Here is a 16,153-nt window from a genome sequence, read left to right on the forward strand (position 1 = left end):
TGCGGCAAGTGGATTTGAGTGAGATGTCACGAGCGCATGCGGGTGCACGCCACGAGTGACACTTCAGATTATCAGAACGGAGAGTCCAGGGGAACCGCGGCGCAGCGCACCGTCCGAGCCCCGTGCGAGACTGTCCCCCGTGACCGGTCGCCTCATGCTCCTCGACACCGCCAGCCTCTACTTCCGCGCGTTCTACGGAGTCCCCGACAAGGTGACCGCCCCCGACGGCTCGCCGATTAACGCGGCCCGCGGACTCCTCGACATGATCGCGAAGCTCGTCTCCCTCTACGAGCCGAGCCACGTCGTCGCGTGCTGGGACGATGACTGGCGTCCGCAGTGGCGCGTCGACCTCATCCCCAGCTACAAGCAGCATCGCGTCGTCGAGACTGTGGCCGCCGGCCCGGATGTCGAAGAGGTCCCCGACCCGCTCGAGGCGCAGATCCCCCTCATCCGCGAGGAGCTCGCCGCGCTCGGCATCCCGATCATCGGCGTCGCCGAGCACGAGGCCGATGACGTCATCGGCACCCTCGCCACGCGATCGCCCTTGCCCGTCGACATCGTCACGGGCGACCGCGACCTCTTCCAGCTGGTCGACGATGCGCGCGGCGTGCGGGTCGTCTACACCGCTCGCGGCATGAGCAACCTCGAGCTCGTCACGGATGCCACGGTCGTCGCGAAGTACGGCGTGCTCCCGGCCCAGTACGCCGACTTTGCCACTCTTCGCGGAGACGCGTCCGACGGGCTGCCCGGTGTGGCCGGCATCGGCGAGAAGACGGCCGCGACCCTGCTGCAGACGCACAGCGACCTGCAGGGCATCCGCTCCGCTGCCGAAGCCGGCGACGGGATGAGCGCGGGTGTCCGAGCGAAGATCCTGGCCGCCGCCGCCTATCTCGACGTCGCCCCCACCGTCGTCGCCGTCGCCACGGATCTCGACATCCGCGTTCCCGAGACCCCGCTGCAGGCCCTCGATCCGGCCGCGCAGGCCGATGCCACAGCCCTGGCGGAACGCTGGAACCTCGGCTCGTCGATGGAGCGGGCCGTGACCGCCATCGATGCGGCCGCCACCGCGACGCGCTGAGCGGACGATCACTCCGCCCAGGCGCGCAGCCGCTCCAAGCCCCAGGTCGTGACGATCCGCGAGGCCGGCACACCCGCTCGCTCGGCCCGCTCGGCACCGTGGTCGAGCAGTGACAGCTGCCCCGGGGCGTGCGCGTCGGAATCGATGGAGAACAGGCATCCCGCGTCCAGCGCGATCGCGATGAGTTCGTCGGGGGGATCCTGGCGCTCCGGGCGCGAATTGATCTCCACCGCGACGCCGTTCTCGGCGCAGGCGGCGAACACCGCGGCCGCGTCGAACTCCGAGGGCGGACGCGTGCCCCGCTCCCCCTGCACGAGCCGACCGGTGCAGTGGCCGAGCACGTCGACGCGCGGATCGGCCACCGCGCGCAGCATCCGCTTCGTCATGGAGCGGGCGTCCATCCGCAGCTTCGAGTGCACCGAGGCGACGACGATGTCGAGCTCGGCGAGGAGGCCGTCCTCCTGATCGAGGGAACCGTCCTCCAGGATGTCGACCTCGATGCCGGCGAGGAGCGTGAATCCGTCACCGGACTCGGCTCGGACGAGCGGGATCTGCTCGCGCAGACGCTCGGGAGACAGCCCCCGCGCGACGCGCAGTCGCGGCGAGTGATCCGTGATGGCCTGGTATTCGTGCCCCTGGGCACGGGCGGCCGCCGCCATGTCGGCGATCGACGTCGTGCCGTCCGACCACTCGGTGTGTGCGTGCAGGTCGCCGCGCAGACGCTGACGCAGAGCCGAAGCGCGAGGCGGTTCCACCTCACCGCGGAGCTCGACGAGGTACGCCGGGACCTCTCCCTTCTGCGCTTCCCGGATCACCGCGAACGTCGATTCGCCGATGCCGCGGCTCGCGCGCAGGGCCGTCGGATCGGTCCGCACGTCGTCGGGCAACCCCGCGTAGGTCGCCGCCGCCTGGCGGAAGGCCTTGGCGCGGTAACGCGATGCCCGCTCCCGCTCGAGGAGCGAGGCGATCTCGAGGAGTGCGTTGACGGGGTCCATGTCCGCCTCAGGCCTCCGCGAGCTCCCGGCTGGCGCCGATCCAGGCATCCAGCTTGGCGGAGGCGCGCCCGTCGTCCACCGCGGCGGCGGCACGGTCGAAGCCGCTGCGCAGACGCTCGAGTATCGGATACTGCACCTGGGACGCGTCCTGACTGAGCTCGTACGCGACGATGCCCGCGGCGGCGTTGAGAAGCACGATGTCGCGCACCGCCCCCGTGTCGCCGGCCAGCGTGCGACGCAGGATCTCGGCGTTGTGCTCGGGTGAGCCTCCGAGGAGGTCGTCGAGTTCGGCGAGCGGGATTCCCAGGTCGCGCGGATCGAGGTCGTGCTCGTGCACGTCGCCGCGAGTGACCTCCCAGATGCGACTGTGCCCGGTGGTCGTGAGCTCATCGAGGCCGTCGTCGCCCCGGAAGACGAGCGCGGTCGCCCCGCGCGTGCGGAACACGCCCGTGATGAGCGGAACGCGCTCGAGCTGGGCGACCCCGACGGCGTTGGCCTCGGCGCGGGCCGGGTTGCAGAGCGGGCCCAGCATGTTGAAGACGGTCGGCACCCCCAGCTGCGAGCGGACGGCCCCGGCGTGCCGGAACCCCGGGTGGAACGCCCCCGCCCACGCGAACGTGATGCCCGTGCGGTCGAGGATCGATGCGACCGCAGACGGGTCGAGCGACAGCTCCAGCCCCAGAGCACCCAGCACATCGGACGAACCGGAGGCCGAGCTCGCGGCGCGGTTGCCGTGCTTCACCACGGGGATGCCGAGGGAGCCGATGATGACGGCGGCCGTCGTCGAGACGTTCACTGTGCCGACCCGGTCTCCACCGGTGCCGACGATGTCGAGCACGTCGGGCGAGACGGGAAGGGGGACGGCGGCCTCGAGGATCGCGTCGCGGAAGCCGACGATCTCGTCGATGGTCTCGCCCTTGGCGCGGAGGGCGACGAGGAAGCCGGCCAGCTGAGCCTCCGAGACCTCGCCGCGCATGATGCGGCGCATGGCCCAGGTCGACTCCCACACGCTCAGATCCCGCCGCTCGAGAAGAGTGGTGAGCAGATCGGACCAGGTGAGGGTTTCAGCCATGTGTGCGATCCTATCGGCGCGAGAAAACGTGCACCGCAGCGCTGCTCGGGCGCGGAACCCGTTCAAGGTGCGGTTTCCTGCGGATTCACCGTCGATTCGCAGTGTTTTCTTAGGGTCCCCTAAGTGCAACACGAGCGGATCGGACCCCCGCGGTGGGAGAATCACCCCCGCGCATCGGCCATAATGGAAGGGTGACGACCTCAGCGACGTATGCCCCGGCGGCGAGAACCATCAAGCGGCCCAACCCGGTAGCTGTCGGCACCATTGTGTGGCTCGGCAGCGAGGTGATGTTCTTCGCGGGACTCTTCGCGATCTACTTCACGCTCCGCAGCACCTCACCCGAGCTGTGGGCCGACCGCACAGACCTGCTCAACGTCCCGTTCGCAGCGGTCAACACGGCGGTCCTCGTCCTCTCCTCCTTCACGTGCCAGATGGGCGTGTTCGCGGCGGAGGACCTGCAGCCCTACCGCATCGCGAAGGGTCAGAAGAACGCCGCCGGTCGCCGCCGCCTGTTCGGCTGGGGCATGGTCGAGTGGTTCTTCCTCACCTTCGCCCTGGGCGCGGTCTTCGTCTCCGGCCAGGTGTGGGAGTACGCGCAGCTCGTGGCGGAGGGCATGCCCATCCAGGCCGATGCCTACGCCTCCGCCTTCTACCTGACCACGGGCTTCCACGCCCTGCACGTCACCGGCGGACTCATCGCGTTCCTCCTGGTCATCGGCCGTGCGTACGCCGTCAAGAACTTCCGGCACAAGGAGGCGACCTCCTCGATCGTGGTGTCCTACTACTGGCACTTCGTCGACGTCGTCTGGATCGTGCTGTTCTTCGTTATCTACTTCCTGAAATAAGAGCGGAGCTGATCCCCGAGATGGCACGAGAGAAGAAGCGCCGTTCTGGCGGTCGCCGCAGCCCCCTGGCTGCCGCGGCCCTCATCGGAGCAGGACTCATGATCACCGGCGCCGTGTACGCCGGAGCATCCGCGGCCTTCGCCGCGACCGATGCACCCACCGCGTCGACCGAGCTGACGGTCGAGGACGGCGAGAAGCTGTTCCAGGCCAACTGCGCCACGTGCCACGGTCTCGACCTCCAGGGCACCCCGAACGGCCCGAGCCTGTACGGCGTCGGCGAGCTCGCGGTCGAGTTCCAGGTGTCGACCGGACGCATGCCGCTGCAGATGCAGGGTCCCCAGGCTCCGCAGAAGCACCCGCAGTTCACCGAGCCGCAGATCCTCGCGATGGCGAAGTACGTCCAGGCGGAGGCCCCCGGCCCCACGTTCCCGGAAGACGAGATCATCGACGGTGAGGGCGACGTCTCGCACGGCGCCGAGCTGTTCCGCGTCAACTGCGCGATGTGCCACAACGTGGCCGCCGCGGGTGGTGCGCTCACCGAGGGCAAGTACGCCCCGCCGATCACCAGCACCAGCGCGCTCCACATCTACGCCGCAATGGTCACCGGCCCGCAGAACATGCCCGTCTTCGGCGACATGAACCTCTCGGACGAGGACAAGCGCGACATCATCTCCGCACTGCTGTACCAGCAGCAGTCCGTGCAGCCCGGCGGCTTCTCGCTCGGCTCCCTCGGCCCCGTCTCCGAGGGACTGTTCGCCTGGATCTTCGGCATCGGCGCTCTTGTCGCCGTGACCGTGTGGATCACGGCGAAGTCCAACTGACGCTTATTCATCGAAGAGGAACGTACGAGGAGCACCATGGCACACGACGACGACTCGAAGGCTCTGGACAGGGCCTACCAGCCCTCGCCGGGGCTGGGTGTCGCAGTCAGCGACCCCGTGGAGAACCCGGGGCTGCCGCCGCACCGGGAGCGGATGACCGATAAGGACCCGCGCGTCGAGAAGACCGCGGTCCGCACCGTCTACACCCTGTTCTACCTCTCGCTCGCGGGAAGCATCTGGGCCGTCGCGGCCTACATGCTGTTCCCGATCGAGAGCGGCGCGCTCATCGACATCCGACAGAACAACCTGTTCATCGGTCTCGGCATCGGCCTCGCGCTCCTGTCGCTCGGCCTCGGGGCGATCCACTGGGCCAAGGCGCTCATGGCCGACAAGGAGCACATCGAGCTCCGCCACCCCACCCGCGGCAAGGACGCCACCCGCGACGGTGCGATCGCCGCATTCGCGGCGGCGAACGAGGAGTCCGGCTTCGGACGCCGCACGATGATCCGCAATTCGCTCTTCGCCGCGGTCGTCGCCTCGATCATCCCGGGTGTCACGCTCTTCCGCGGCCTGGCGCCGCACGCCACCCCCGAGGACCCGCACGCCGGGGACCCGGTGCACCTGCTCAAGCACACGATGTGGGAAGAGGGCATGCGTCTCGTCCGCGACCCGGACGGCACCCCGATCCGCGCCGCCGAGGTCACCCTCGGCTCCGCGTTCCACGTCATCCCCGCCGACCTCGCCGAGCTCAGCCACCACGACGGCTACCTCGAGGAGAAGGCCAAGGCCATCGTGCTGATGATGCGCCTGCGCCCCGAGCAGCTGAAAGAGGCCGAGGACCGAAAGGACTGGTCGTACGACGGCATCGTCGCGTACTCCAAGGTCTGCACCCACGTGGGATGCCCCGTGGCCCTCTACGAGCAGCAGACGCACCACCTCCTCTGCCCCTGCCACCAGTCGCAGTTCGACGTCACGGATCACGCCAAGGTCATCTTCGGACCGGCCGCCCGTCCGCTGCCGCAGCTGCCCATCACCGTCGACGACGAGGGCTACCTCGTCGCGCGGAGTGACTTCACCGAGCCCGTCGGCCCGAGCTTCTGGGAGCGCCATTGAGCACCGCAACGCTGTCCAAAGAGGACAAGGACACCAAGGCGCCCCTGGGCGGACGATTCGTCGGCGCCGCATCGAACTACCTCGATGAGCGCACGAGCATGTCGGGCATCGTCAAGGAGCTCGGCCGCAAGATCTTCCCCGACCACTGGTCGTTCATGCTCGGCGAGATCGCGCTGTGGAGCTTCGTGGTCGTGTTCCTCTCGGGGACCTTCCTGACGTTCTTCTTCCAGGCATCGATGGTCGAGACGCACTACACGGGCGCCTACGCCCCGATGCGCGGCATCGAGATGTCGGCGGCGCTCGAGTCGACGCTGCACATCTCGTTCGACCTGCGTGGCGGTCTGCTGGTCCGTCAGATCCACCACTGGGCGGCGCTGGTCTTCATCGCCGGCATCGGCGTGCACATGCTCCGCGTGTTCTTCACCGGTGCGTTCCGCAAGCCGCGCGAGCTCAACTGGGTGATCGGCTTCGTCCTCTTCATCCTCGCGATGGCCGAGGGCTTCACTGGCTACTCCCTCCCCGACGACCTGCTCTCGGGCAACGGCCTCCGCATCATCGACGGCATGATCAAGGGTCTCCCCCTGATCGGCACGTGGACCTCGTTCCTCCTCTTCGGCGGCGAGTTCCCCGGCACCGACATCGTGGGGCGCCTGTACACGCTGCACATCCTGCTGCTGCCGATGATGGTGATCGCCTTCATCGCGCTGCACCTGATGCTCATGATCATCAACAAGCACACGCAGTTCGCGGGCCCCGGCCGCACGAACGACAACGTCGTGGGTTACCCGATGATGCCCGTGTACATGTCGAAGATGGGCGGCTACCTGTTCATCGTCTTCGGCACGATCGTGCTGATCGCGACGTTCTTCCAGATCAACCCGATCTGGAACTACGGCCCGTACGACCCCTCCCCCGTCTCGGCCGGAACCCAGCCCGACTGGTACATCGGCTTCGCCGACGGTGCGCTGCGCCTGGCTCCGTCGAACCTCGACATCGTCTTCCTCGACCACACCTGGTCGTTCGGAATCCTGCTGCCGGTCGCCGTGCTCGGACTCTTCATCGTCGTCGTCGCGATCTACCCCTTCCTCGAGGCGTGGATCACGGGCGACAAGCGCGAGCACCACATCGCCCAGCGCCCGCGCAACGCCGCGACGCGCACCGCGATCGGTGTCGCCGGCGTCGTGTTCTACGCCGTGCTGTGGGCGGCCGCATCGTCCGACCTCATCGCGACGCACTTCATGCTGACGATGGAGGGCGTGATCCACACCCTGCAGGCGCTGCTGTTCATCGGACCGATCCTCAGCTACTTCGTCACGAAGCGGATCTGCCTCGCCCTGCAGAAGAAGGACCGCGAGATCGTGCTCCACGGCTTCGAGTCGGGCCGTATCGTGCGCCTTCCCGGCGGCGAGTTCATCGAGGTTCACCAGCCGGTCGACAAGTACGACCGTTGGAAGCTCATCGACGTCGACGGCTACGAGCCGCTCGTCGTGCGCCCCAATGCCAAGGGTCGCATTCCGTGGACCGAGAACTTCCGTTCCTCGCTCTCCCGCTGGTTCTTCGAAGACCGTCTCGCCCCGCTCACGCAGGCCGAGGTCGCCGCGGCGGATGCTCACCAGCATCACGTCATCGAGCAGGAAGCCGCTGCGGAGACCGCCGAGATCCAGGGCGCTCACGAGCGTGCCGGGTTCCCGGATGCCCCGCTCGAGGCGACCGAGGACCACGTCGACGAGACGCCGAACACCCCGAGCACGGTGATCGCCACCGAGCCGGTGAAGAAGCCTCGCAAGAAGAAGACCGAGGACGACGACAAGTAAGTCGTTCACGCGTCAGAGGGGGCCTTGTCCACATCGGACAGGGCCCCCTCTCTGCATGCTCTGCGAGGACGGAGACTATGACATCTGTGGTCCGCTTGCCCTTCTCCCTGCGCGCAGCACGCCCGTCGGACGCCGAGCACATCGAGGCGATCGAGAACGCCGCGGACGTCCTGCTGCGCGACGCGCTCGGCGCCGCCGACTGGCCGCCGGCGGCAGAGGGGTCGGCCCGGCTCTCCGCACCGGGTTTCACGCTCGTCGCCGTGGAGGGAGACGACCACTCCCCCGTCGGGTTCGTCCACGTTCTCGACGCGGACGGACACGCGCACCTCGAGCAGTTGTCGGTGCTGCCGAGCCATGGGCGACGAGGCATCGGACGGGCTCTCGTCGAGGCGGGGATGGAGGAAGCGCGAGCACGCGGCTACTCCCGCATCACGCTCCGCACGTACGCCGAAGTGCCGTGGAACGCGCCTTTCTATTCGAGCTGCGGCTTCTCCGAGAGCATTCCCGAAGGAGCGTTCCTGCGGTCTCTCCTCGATGTCGAGGACGGACTGGGTCTCGACCGCTGGGGACGACGGGTGCAGATGACCGCCCTTCTCTGACTCCCCCGCCGTGGCAGATTTCCGACGGCGGACGACCGGATCGCGAACGCGCACGCGGGTCACGATCTCTAGGCTCGGATCATGATGGAACGTACCGACTATTTCGCGGCCAAGCTCGCGTACGAGACCGACCCGAGCGACCTGTACGACGATCTCGCGGGCGACGGGCGCCCCGTGGTGGTCGACGTGCGCTCGCGCGAGGCGTGGACGCAGGGGCGCCTTCCCGGCGCCTTGTCGATGCACCACAGCGAGATCGCCGACCGCGCACCGGACGAGATCCCGACAGATGCCGACATCGTCGTCTACTGCTGGAGCCCCGGCTGCAACGGCGGAGCACGTGGAGCGCTGGCGTTCGCGCAGCTCGGCTACCGCGTGCGGGAGATGATCGGCGGATTCGAATACTGGGCCCGTGAGGGCTACCCCATCGAAGATGCCGACGGTGTGCACCGCCGGCCCGTCGATCCGCTCACGGGAGTACCGCGCATTCGTACGCGCCCCTGACCCCGTCCACCGACGAAAAGAGGAAGGCCCCGGGATTTCCCGGGGCCTTCCTCTGTGTTCGTACCGGTCAGCGGGCGAAGTTCCCGCGGTAGTACTCGTAGACCCAGCCGACGATCGCGACCACGAAGATGGCGAGACCGATCGGGAGCAGGAACTGACCGACGGCGAGGCCCACGACGAACACCGCCGCGGATGCCGCGAGCACGAGCGGCCACCAGGACCAGGGGCTGAACTCGCCGAGCTCGGGGTCGCCGTCGTCGATGTCGGAGGTCAGGATGTCCTCCGGCAGCTCACCGCCCTGCGCGTTGTGCGTGCGGTCGAGGTAGAACGCGATCATCGCGCCCATCGCGGCCGCGAAGAACAGCGCGACGGTCCCGACCCACTCGATCTGGTTGACGAGCGGCAGGGTGGGGTGGGCGAGGATGTTCCAGCCCGTGTAGACGACTCCGATGAGGGCGAAGAACGCCGTCAGGATCCACCAGAGGATGACATTGTCGCGCATGGATCAGTGGACCTCTCGCTCGCCGGGAGCCGTCGTGGCGAACTCCGCGGCCTCGGGGTGGTTCAGGTCGAAGGCCGGACGCTCGCTGCGGATGCGCGGGATCGACGTGAAGTTGTGACGCGGCGGCGGGCAGGACGTCGCCCACTCGAGCGACGCTCCGTAGCCCCACGGGTCGTTGACGGTGACCTTCGGCGCCTTGCGGGCCGTGATCCAGACGTTCAGGAAGAACGGCAGCATGGAGGCCCCGAGGATGATCGCACCGATCGTGGAGACCTGGTTGCCCCAGGTCCACCCGTCGGCCTCGGAGTAGTCGGCGTAGCGACGCACCATGCCGTCGACACCCAGCCAGTGCTGGATGAGGAAGGTCATGTGGAACCCGATGAACAGGGTCCAGAAGTGCACGTAGCCGAGGCGCTCGTTGAGCATGCGTCCCGTCCACTTCGGCCACCAGAAGTAGAACCCGGCGAACATCGCGAACACGACCGTGCCGAAGACGACGTAGTGGAAGTGGGCGACCACGAAGTACGAGTCGCTGAGGTGGAAGTCCAGCGGCGGGGCCGCGAGGATCACACCGGTCAGACCACCGAAGACGAAGGAGACCAGGAAGCCGAGCGAGAACACCATGGGCGTCTCGAACGTCACGGATCCTCGCCACATCGTGCCGATCCAGTTGAAGATCTTCACACCCGTCGGAACGGCGATCAGCATCGTCATCAGAGCGAAGAACGGCAGGAGCACCGAGCCCGTCACGTACATGTGGTGCGCCCACACAGCCACCGAGAGGGCGGCGATCGCGATGGTCGCGTACACGAGGGTCTTGTACCCGAAGATCGGCTTGCGGCTGAACACCGGGAAGATCTCCGACACGATGCCGAAGAACGGCAGCGCGATGATGTAGACCTCGGGGTGGCCGAAGAACCAGAAGAGGTGCTGCCAGAGGAGCACTCCACCGTTCTGCGGGTCGTAGATGTGGGCGCCGAGCACGCGGTCCGCACCGGCGGCGAAGATCGCTGCGGCGAGAACCGGGAAGGCCATCAGGATGAGGAGGCTCGTGACGAGCGTGTTCCAGGAGAAGATCGGCATGCGCCACATCGTCATGCCCGGGGCGCGCATCGTGATGATCGTGGTGATGAAGTTCACCGCGCCGAGGATCGTGCCGAATCCGGAGATGCCGAGTCCGAGCATCCAGAGGTTTCCACCGGCACCCGGCGAGAACGATGCACTCGCGAGCGGCTGGTAGGCGAACCATCCGAACGATGCCGCACCCTGCGGGGTGAGGAAGCCGGCGACCGCGATGGTCGAGCCGAACAGGAAGAGCCAGAAGGCGAAGGCGTTCAGACGCGGGAACGCCACATCGGGCGCGCCGATCTGCAGCGGCAGAATCGCGTTGGCGAATCCGGCGAACAGCGGCGTCGCGAACATCAGCAGCATGATCGTGCCGTGCATCGTGAACAGCTGGTTGTACTGCTCCTTCGTCGGCACGATCTGCATGCCGGGAGAGAAGAGCTCGGCGCGGATGACCAGCGCCATCACTCCACCCAGGAGGAAGAAGAGCACCGAGGCGATCAGGTACATGTAGCCGATCGTCTTGTGGTCGGTGGAGGTGATCCACTTGACCACGACGTTGCCCTTCTGCTCCACGCGCGTGGTGCTCATCAGAGCGGCCTGGCGCGGGGGCAGAGTGGTGGGGCGGGAGCGGTGCGCCTCGTCGGTGCGGGGTGCTTCAGTTGTCGACATGGCTTACTCCTCTCCTTCCTCGGAGTCGTTGTTTCCGGTGGTGCCGGGAAGGTTGCCCAGACGGTCGTAGGCGTCGGTGATGTCGCCCGTGTTGCCCTGGTCCTTGAGGTCGTTCAGGTAGGCGTCGTACTCGTCCTGCTCGACGACCTTCACATTGAAGAGCATCATCGAGTGGTACTCGCCGCAGAGCTCGGCGCACTTGCCCTTGTACTCGCCCACGCGGGTGGGGATGAAGGACCACGAGTTGTCCTTGCCGATGTACATGTCCTTCTTGTAGAGGAAGTCGATGATCCAGAAGGAGTGGATCACGTCGCGCGACTGCAGGTTGATCGTGACCTTCTGGTCGACGGGGAGAACGAGCGTCGGCAGTTGCTCCTGATCGATGTTGCCGGCGGCGTCGGGCTGCGCCTGGATGCCCATCGTCCACACCGTGTCGTCATCGGACTCGGCGTCGTACTGGAAGTCCCACGCCCACTGCTTGGCGATCGCCGTGATCTCGACGTCGGGGTCGTCCCACTTCGTCTCGATGGCGGCCTGGTCGCGGGCCGTGAAGAAGAACATGCCGAGCACCAGCATGAGCGGCACGATCGTGTAGAAGATCTCGATCGGCATGTTGTAGCGCATCTGCACCGGCAGGCCGGTCTGGCCCTTGCGACGGCGGTAGGCGATAGCCGCCCAGGCCATGAGCGCCCACGTGATGATGCCCACCGCGAGGAGCACGATCCAGGAGTTGACCCACAGCGAGGAGACCCGCTCGGTCTGGTTGGTGGTTGCCTCGGCACCCTCCTCGAAACCCGGGAGGTAGCCGTTCAGCTCGGCGGTGGTACATCCCGCCAGGACGACGGCTGCCACGACTCCCAGAGGGAGTGCGGCCCAACGAAGGCGGCGTTTCGGGGGCACGATGCACCTTTCAGATTGCGGATAGGGCACCCCCAAGTCTAGGGCAACCTCACACCCGATTCATGCCAACCACGCAGGTTGGCGGGGGTGGTACGGGTCAGTGGAAGCTGTCGCCGCAGGCGCAGCTTCCGGCTGCGTTCGGGTTGTCGATCGTGAAGCCCTGCTCCGAGATCGTGTCCTTGAAATCGATCGACGCGCCGTCGAGGTACGGCACGCTCATGTTGTCGACGATGACCTCGACGCCGTCGAAGTCGACGGTCTCGTCACCGTCGAGGTAGCGCTCGTCGAAGTACAGCTGGTAGATGAGTCCGGAGCATCCTCCGGGCTGCACGGCCACGCGCAGACGCAGGTCATCGCGGCCCTCCTGCTCGAGGAGGTTCTTCACCTTGGTGGCAGCGGCCGACGTCAGGGTGATGCCGTGCGCGCGGGTGGTCTCGGTGCTCAGGGTGGTGTCGCTCATGTCGCTCCTTGTGACGGGCCGCCATCGCGGCGTGCATCCCCGATTCTACCGCCGCCCGCACCGCGGGAGGCGGTGCGGGCGGATCGGCGGGGCGCAGCGAGGCGACGGTCAGCGGGGCGAGGTCAGGGCGTTCATCCTCGCCAGCAGCAGCGCCTCGGTCGAGACGGCGTGCCGGAACGTGTCGATGTGCAGCGACTCGTTCGGGCTGTGGGCGCGGGAATGCGGGTCCTCGACCCCGGTCACCAGGATCTGGGCCTGCGGGAACTCGCGCACGAGGTCGGCGATGAAGGGGATCGATCCGCCGACGCCGAGGTCGACCGGCGCGACGCCGTATCCGTCGCGCATCGCGTCGCGGGCGAGCTCTACGGCCCACCCCGACGTGTCGACCAGGAAGCCGTCGCCGAGGTCGACGTCGCTGAACTCTAGCTCGGCGCCATGCGGCGCGTGAGCGCGCAGGTGAGCTTCCAGGGCTGCGTACGCGTCGGCCCCGCTCTGCCCCGGCGCGACACGGGCGCTGATGACGACGGTGACCTCGGGGAGCAGCGTGTTCGACGCCGCGGCGACGCTCGTCGCGTCGATGCCGATCACGGTGACGGCGGGCTTGTTCCAGATCCGGCTGAGGATCGTGCCCCCGCCGATCGGTCGGGTCCCCGGCAGCAGCCCCGCCTCGTCGCGGAGGGTCTCCTCCGAGTACTCGGGCGTTGCGGCATCCCGCTCCGCCATGCCCTCGACGGCGACGGAGCCGTCGTCGTTCCACAGCGTCGCGAGCAGCTGGACGGTGGCCATCATCGCGTCGGGCACCGCTCCCCCGAACATGCCGGAGTGCGACGCGTGGTCGAGCGTGCGGACACGGAGCGTGAAGCGCGCATTGCCGCGGAGTGACACCGTGAGGCCGGGGGTGGTCGAGTCCCAGTTGCCCGAGTCGGCGACGACGATGGCATCGGCGCGGAGAGCCTCTTTGTTGTCGGAGAGGAACTGCGCGAACGAACGCGACCCGTACTCCTCCTCGCCCTCGATGAACAGGGCGATACCGAGATCGAGGTCGTCGCCCAGCACCTCGGACACCGCACGGATCGACGCGATGTGCGCCATGATGCCCGCCTTGTCGTCGGCGGCCCCGCGTCCGTAGAGACGCCCGTCGCGCACCGTCGGTTCGAACGGAGGGGTCTCCCACAGGGCGTCGTCTCCGGGAGGCTGCACATCGTGGTGGGCGTACAGCAGGATGGTCGGTCGGCCGTTGCGTGCGGCACGCGTCGCGAGCACAGCCGGCTGCCCCTGCTCGTCGGTCCCGGGGATCGCCGCCCGCAGCACGCGGACCTCGTCGAAGACCCCGGTTCCCGCGGCGAGCTCGGCCACCGCCTCAGCGCTGCGCTCGAGCTGCGTCTGGTCGAACGCGGGCCACGCCATCCCGGGGATGCGGACGAGGCTTCCGAGGTCGGCGAGAGCGGCGGGGTGTCCGGTCGCGACGGCCTCGAGCAGAGCGGACTCGGGCACAGGGGGGATCGCATCAGAGGTCATGCGAGTAATCTTAAGGCGAACCCCTTCTCCCCGAACCGAGGAACCCCGTGGCCACCACCCCCGCATCCCCTCCCACGAACGACGACGCCTCTGAGACGGCTGTCGGCAAGGGACGCCGCACGCCGACGCGCGCGGAGCAGGAGGCCGCTCGTCGCCGCCCTCTCGTCGCGAACACCAAGGAGGCGCGCGCGGCTGCTCGCGCCGAGATGAACGAGCGGCGTGCGCGGGCCCAGGCGGGCATGGCCGCCGGAGACGAGAAGTACCTGCCGGCGCGCGACAAGGGACCGCAGCGCCGCTGGGTGCGCGACTACGTCGACGCCGGCTGGCACCCTGCCGAGTTCGTCATGGCCATCATGGTGCTCGTCATCATCGCCTCCCTCGTGCCGATCCCGGCCGTGTCGTTCTACGCATACCTCGGCATGATGGCGTACATCGTCATCTCGATCGCGGGCATGGTGATCCTCGGCATCCGGGTCAAGCGCAAGGTCGCCGACCGGTTCGGCGAGGGGCGGCGCGAACGCGGACTCGCCTGGTACGCCGCGATGCGCTCCCTGCAGATGCGGTTCATGCGTCTGCCGAAGCCGCAGGTCAAGCGCGGACAGTACCCCGCCTGATCGATCGACGAATCGTGAGAAGCGCCCGCCTCCTGTCGGAGGCGGGCGCTTTCTCGTCCTGGTCGTCTCGGATCAGCGACGAACGAGACCGCGGTTGATCTGCCGCGCCCAGAGCGGACCCCGGTAGAGGAACGCCGTGTACCCCTGCACGAGAGTCGCACCGGCGGCGAGTCGCTCCTGCACATCGGCAGCGGTCTCCACTCCCCCGACGGCGATGACGCAGAAGTCCTCGGGCACGGCGCCGCGAACGACACGGAGCACCTGCAGGGAACGCTCCTTGAGCGGAGCGCCCGAGAGCCCGCCGGCGCCCGCCGCCTCGACGACCGCGGAGTCGGTGCGCAGCCCATCGCGCGAGATGGTGGTGTTGGTGGCGATGATCCCCGCCAAGCCCTCGGAGACGGCGAGCCGGGCGATGGCGTCGATCTCGGCGTCGGGGAGGTCGGGGGCGATCTTGACCAGCAGCGGCGTGCGACCCGCGGCATCGCGTACGGCGCGCAGCAACGGCGCGAGCGTTTCGACCGCCTGCAGTCCGCGGAGCCCCGGGGTGTTCGGCGACGAGACGTTGACCGCGAGGTAGTCGGCGAGCGGGGCGAGACGTGTCGCGGAGGCGACGTAGTCGGCCGTGGCCTCGTCGACGTCGACGACGCGGCTCTTGCCGATGTTGACGCCCACCACCGTGTCGGGCGTTCCGCGCCGCAACCGGGCCAGGCGTCGCGCCGCGGCATCCGCCCCACGGTTGTTGAAGCCCATGCGGTTGACCACCGCGCGGTCGGGCACGAGCCGGAACAGCCGAGGCCTCGGGTTGCCCTCCTGAGGGACGGCCGTGATCGTACCGACCTCGACGTGACCGAACCCCAGTGCCGCGAGTCCGCGCACCCCGATGGCGTTCTTGTCGAAGCCGGCCGCCATGCCGAACGGTGACGGGAACGTCAGCCCGAGCGCCTCGACGCGCAGGGCGGGGTCGGGCCGCGTGAGCCTGCTCGTGAGCCGGGCGAACGGCGGTGCGCCGAGCACGCGGATCACCGCCATGCCGGCGTGATGGGCGAACTCGGGATCGAAGCGCGAGAGAACGGCGCGGAAGAGCAGCGGATACATCCCTGCCAGGTTACCGGTCGGCGGTCTCGGCTCCTGCGTGATCCGCCCGCAGATCGGAGATCGCCGACTCGAAGTCCTCGAGCGAGTCGAAGGCCTGGTAGACGCTCGCGAACCGGAGGAAGGCCACCTCGTCGAGTTCGCGGAGCGGGCCGAGGATCGCCAGTCCGATCTCGTTCGCGTCGAGCTGCGAGACGCCGGTCTGACGGACCGCCTCCTCGACGCGCTGCGCGAGGATCGCGAGGTCGGCCTCGGTCACCGGCCGTCCCTGACAGGCCTTCCGCACGCCGGAGATGACCTTCTCACGGCTGAACGGCTCCATGACCCCGGAACGCTTGATCACGTTGAGGCTCGCCGTCTCGGTCGTGGTGAAACGCCCGCCGCACTCGGGGCACTGACGCCGTCGGCGGATGGAGAGCCCGTCGTCGCTGGTGCGGGAATCGATCACTCGGGAGTCCGGATGACGGCAGAAGGGGCAATGCATCCGTCAAA

The 16,153-nt window shown here is 68.0% G+C and carries 17 protein-coding genes; 8 read left to right on the forward strand and 9 right to left on the reverse strand.

Annotated elements, in window-relative coordinates; all coding sequences use genetic code 11:
- The first annotated feature begins 139 nt into the window (after nucleotides 1-139).
- The gene (locus RWS82_RS06715; RefSeq protein ID WP_314647999.1) at nucleotides 140-1,078 is read left to right on the forward strand and encodes a 5'-3' exonuclease; all 939 of its coding nucleotides are present in this window, start codon (nucleotides 140-142) and stop codon (nucleotides 1,076-1,078) included.
- Between the two features lie 8 nt (nucleotides 1,079-1,086).
- Here the strand turns inward: RWS82_RS06715 and RWS82_RS06720 are convergent, their stop codons facing one another.
- Nucleotides 1,087-2,073 (reverse strand): PHP domain-containing protein, encoded by a 987-nt coding sequence (locus tag RWS82_RS06720; RefSeq protein ID WP_314648000.1) that lies wholly within the window; start codon nucleotides 2,071-2,073, stop codon nucleotides 1,087-1,089.
- A 7-nt stretch (nucleotides 2,074-2,080) separates the two neighbouring features.
- Nucleotides 2,081-3,145, reverse strand: coding sequence for an anthranilate phosphoribosyltransferase (gene trpD, locus RWS82_RS06725; RefSeq protein ID WP_314648001.1), 1,065 nt, complete (start codon nucleotides 3,143-3,145; stop codon nucleotides 2,081-2,083).
- A gap of 191 nt (nucleotides 3,146-3,336) precedes the next feature.
- On the opposite strand from trpD, the gene RWS82_RS06730 reads away from it, so the two are divergent.
- The 6 genes from RWS82_RS06730 to RWS82_RS06755 all read left to right on the forward strand — a co-directional run bounded on the left by RWS82_RS06730 (nucleotide 3,337) and on the right by RWS82_RS06755 (nucleotide 8,838).
- Nucleotides 3,337-3,990 (forward strand): heme-copper oxidase subunit III, encoded by a 654-nt coding sequence (locus tag RWS82_RS06730; protein ID WP_314096606.1) that lies wholly within the window; start codon nucleotides 3,337-3,339, stop codon nucleotides 3,988-3,990.
- Nucleotides 3,991-4,010: 20 nt separating this feature from the next.
- Nucleotides 4,011-4,811: a cytochrome c gene (locus tag RWS82_RS06735; RefSeq protein ID WP_314096604.1), complete on the forward strand. Its 801-nt coding sequence runs from the start codon at nucleotides 4,011-4,013 to the stop codon at nucleotides 4,809-4,811.
- Between the two features lie 36 nt (nucleotides 4,812-4,847).
- Nucleotides 4,848-5,924: a Rieske (2Fe-2S) protein gene (locus RWS82_RS06740; protein ID WP_314096602.1), complete on the forward strand. Its 1,077-nt coding sequence runs from the start codon at nucleotides 4,848-4,850 to the stop codon at nucleotides 5,922-5,924.
- Nucleotides 5,921-7,738, forward strand: a complete 1,818-nt coding sequence (locus RWS82_RS06745; RefSeq protein WP_314648002.1) for a cytochrome bc complex cytochrome b subunit — start codon at nucleotides 5,921-5,923, stop codon at nucleotides 7,736-7,738. The genes RWS82_RS06740 and RWS82_RS06745 overlap by 4 nt, the downstream gene beginning before the upstream one ends.
- 77 nt (nucleotides 7,739-7,815) lie before the next feature.
- The gene (locus RWS82_RS06750) at nucleotides 7,816-8,337 is read left to right on the forward strand and encodes a GNAT family N-acetyltransferase (protein WP_314648003.1); all 522 of its coding nucleotides are present in this window, start codon (nucleotides 7,816-7,818) and stop codon (nucleotides 8,335-8,337) included.
- An 81-nt stretch (nucleotides 8,338-8,418) separates the two neighbouring features.
- A complete protein-coding gene (locus tag RWS82_RS06755; protein ID WP_314648005.1) occupies nucleotides 8,419-8,838 on the forward strand; it encodes a rhodanese-like domain-containing protein in 420 nt (139 codons plus the stop codon).
- A gap of 67 nt (nucleotides 8,839-8,905) precedes the next feature.
- Here RWS82_RS06755 and RWS82_RS06760 read toward each other — a convergent pair whose 3' ends face one another.
- The 5 genes from RWS82_RS06760 to RWS82_RS06780 form a co-directional block, all read right to left on the reverse strand.
- The gene (locus tag RWS82_RS06760) at nucleotides 8,906-9,340 is read right to left on the reverse strand and encodes a cytochrome c oxidase subunit 4 (protein WP_314648007.1); all 435 of its coding nucleotides are present in this window, start codon (nucleotides 9,338-9,340) and stop codon (nucleotides 8,906-8,908) included.
- Between the two features lie 3 nt (nucleotides 9,341-9,343).
- The gene (gene ctaD, locus RWS82_RS06765; protein WP_314648008.1) at nucleotides 9,344-11,077 is read right to left on the reverse strand and encodes a cytochrome c oxidase subunit I; all 1,734 of its coding nucleotides are present in this window, start codon (nucleotides 11,075-11,077) and stop codon (nucleotides 9,344-9,346) included.
- Between the two features lie 3 nt (nucleotides 11,078-11,080).
- Complete coding sequence (gene coxB / locus RWS82_RS06770) at nucleotides 11,081-11,977, reverse strand: cytochrome c oxidase subunit II (RefSeq protein ID WP_314648010.1); 897 nt, start codon at nucleotides 11,975-11,977, stop codon at nucleotides 11,081-11,083.
- Nucleotides 11,978-12,074: 97 nt separating this feature from the next.
- A complete protein-coding gene (gene erpA, locus RWS82_RS06775; RefSeq protein WP_314648012.1) occupies nucleotides 12,075-12,437 on the reverse strand; it encodes an iron-sulfur cluster insertion protein ErpA in 363 nt (120 codons plus the stop codon).
- A 108-nt stretch (nucleotides 12,438-12,545) separates the two neighbouring features.
- Nucleotides 12,546-13,955 carry a dipeptidase gene (locus RWS82_RS06780; RefSeq protein WP_314648014.1) on the reverse strand — a complete coding sequence of 470 codons (1,410 nt, stop codon included), beginning with the start codon at nucleotides 13,953-13,955 and terminating at the stop codon, nucleotides 12,546-12,548.
- Between the two features lie 47 nt (nucleotides 13,956-14,002).
- On the opposite strand from RWS82_RS06780, the gene RWS82_RS06785 reads away from it, so the two are divergent.
- Nucleotides 14,003-14,569, forward strand: coding sequence for a DUF3043 domain-containing protein (locus tag RWS82_RS06785; protein WP_314648015.1), 567 nt, complete (start codon nucleotides 14,003-14,005; stop codon nucleotides 14,567-14,569).
- 72 nt (nucleotides 14,570-14,641) lie between these two features.
- Here the strand turns inward: RWS82_RS06785 and RWS82_RS06790 are convergent, their stop codons facing one another.
- Nucleotides 14,642-15,664: a quinone-dependent dihydroorotate dehydrogenase gene (locus RWS82_RS06790; RefSeq protein WP_314648017.1), complete on the reverse strand. Its 1,023-nt coding sequence runs from the start codon at nucleotides 15,662-15,664 to the stop codon at nucleotides 14,642-14,644.
- Nucleotides 15,665-15,674: 10 nt separating this feature from the next.
- Entirely contained in the window at nucleotides 15,675-16,145 is a 471-nt protein-coding gene (nrdR, locus tag RWS82_RS06795; protein ID WP_314648018.1) for a transcriptional regulator NrdR, read from the reverse strand.
- Between the last annotated feature and the right edge of the window lie 8 nt (nucleotides 16,146-16,153).

This window comes from uncultured Microbacterium sp., assembly GCF_963528945.1.
Classification (GTDB): Bacteria; Actinomycetota; Actinomycetes; order Actinomycetales; family Microbacteriaceae; genus Microbacterium.

Excerpts from the sequence above, each read along its gene's own strand:
- RWS82_RS06755 (WP_314648005.1), top strand. The coding sequence starts at position 8,419 with ATGATGGAACGTACCGACTATTTCGCGGCCAAGCTCGCGTACGAGACC.
- RWS82_RS06780 (WP_314648014.1), bottom strand. The coding sequence starts at position 13,955 with ATGACCTCTGATGCGATCCCCCCTGTGCCCGAGTCCGCTCTGCTCGAG.
- RWS82_RS06790 (WP_314648017.1), bottom strand. The coding sequence starts at position 15,664 with ATGTATCCGCTGCTCTTCCGCGCCGTTCTCTCGCGCTTCGATCCCGAG.
- nrdR (WP_314648018.1), bottom strand. The coding sequence starts at position 16,145 with ATGCATTGCCCCTTCTGCCGTCATCCGGACTCCCGAGTGATCGATTCC.
- trpD (WP_314648001.1), bottom strand. The coding sequence starts at position 3,145 with ATGGCTGAAACCCTCACCTGGTCCGATCTGCTCACCACTCTTCTCGAG.
- RWS82_RS06750 (WP_314648003.1), top strand. The coding sequence starts at position 7,816 with ATGACATCTGTGGTCCGCTTGCCCTTCTCCCTGCGCGCAGCACGCCCG.
- RWS82_RS06720 (WP_314648000.1), bottom strand. The coding sequence starts at position 2,073 with ATGGACCCCGTCAACGCACTCCTCGAGATCGCCTCGCTCCTCGAGCGG.
- erpA (WP_314648012.1), bottom strand. The coding sequence starts at position 12,437 with ATGAGCGACACCACCCTGAGCACCGAGACCACCCGCGCGCACGGCATC.
- RWS82_RS06735 (WP_314096604.1), top strand. The coding sequence starts at position 4,011 with ATGGCACGAGAGAAGAAGCGCCGTTCTGGCGGTCGCCGCAGCCCCCTG.
- RWS82_RS06740 (WP_314096602.1), top strand. The coding sequence starts at position 4,848 with ATGGCACACGACGACGACTCGAAGGCTCTGGACAGGGCCTACCAGCCC.
- ctaD (WP_314648008.1), bottom strand. The coding sequence starts at position 11,077 with ATGTCGACAACTGAAGCACCCCGCACCGACGAGGCGCACCGCTCCCGC.
- RWS82_RS06760 (WP_314648007.1), bottom strand. The coding sequence starts at position 9,340 with ATGCGCGACAATGTCATCCTCTGGTGGATCCTGACGGCGTTCTTCGCC.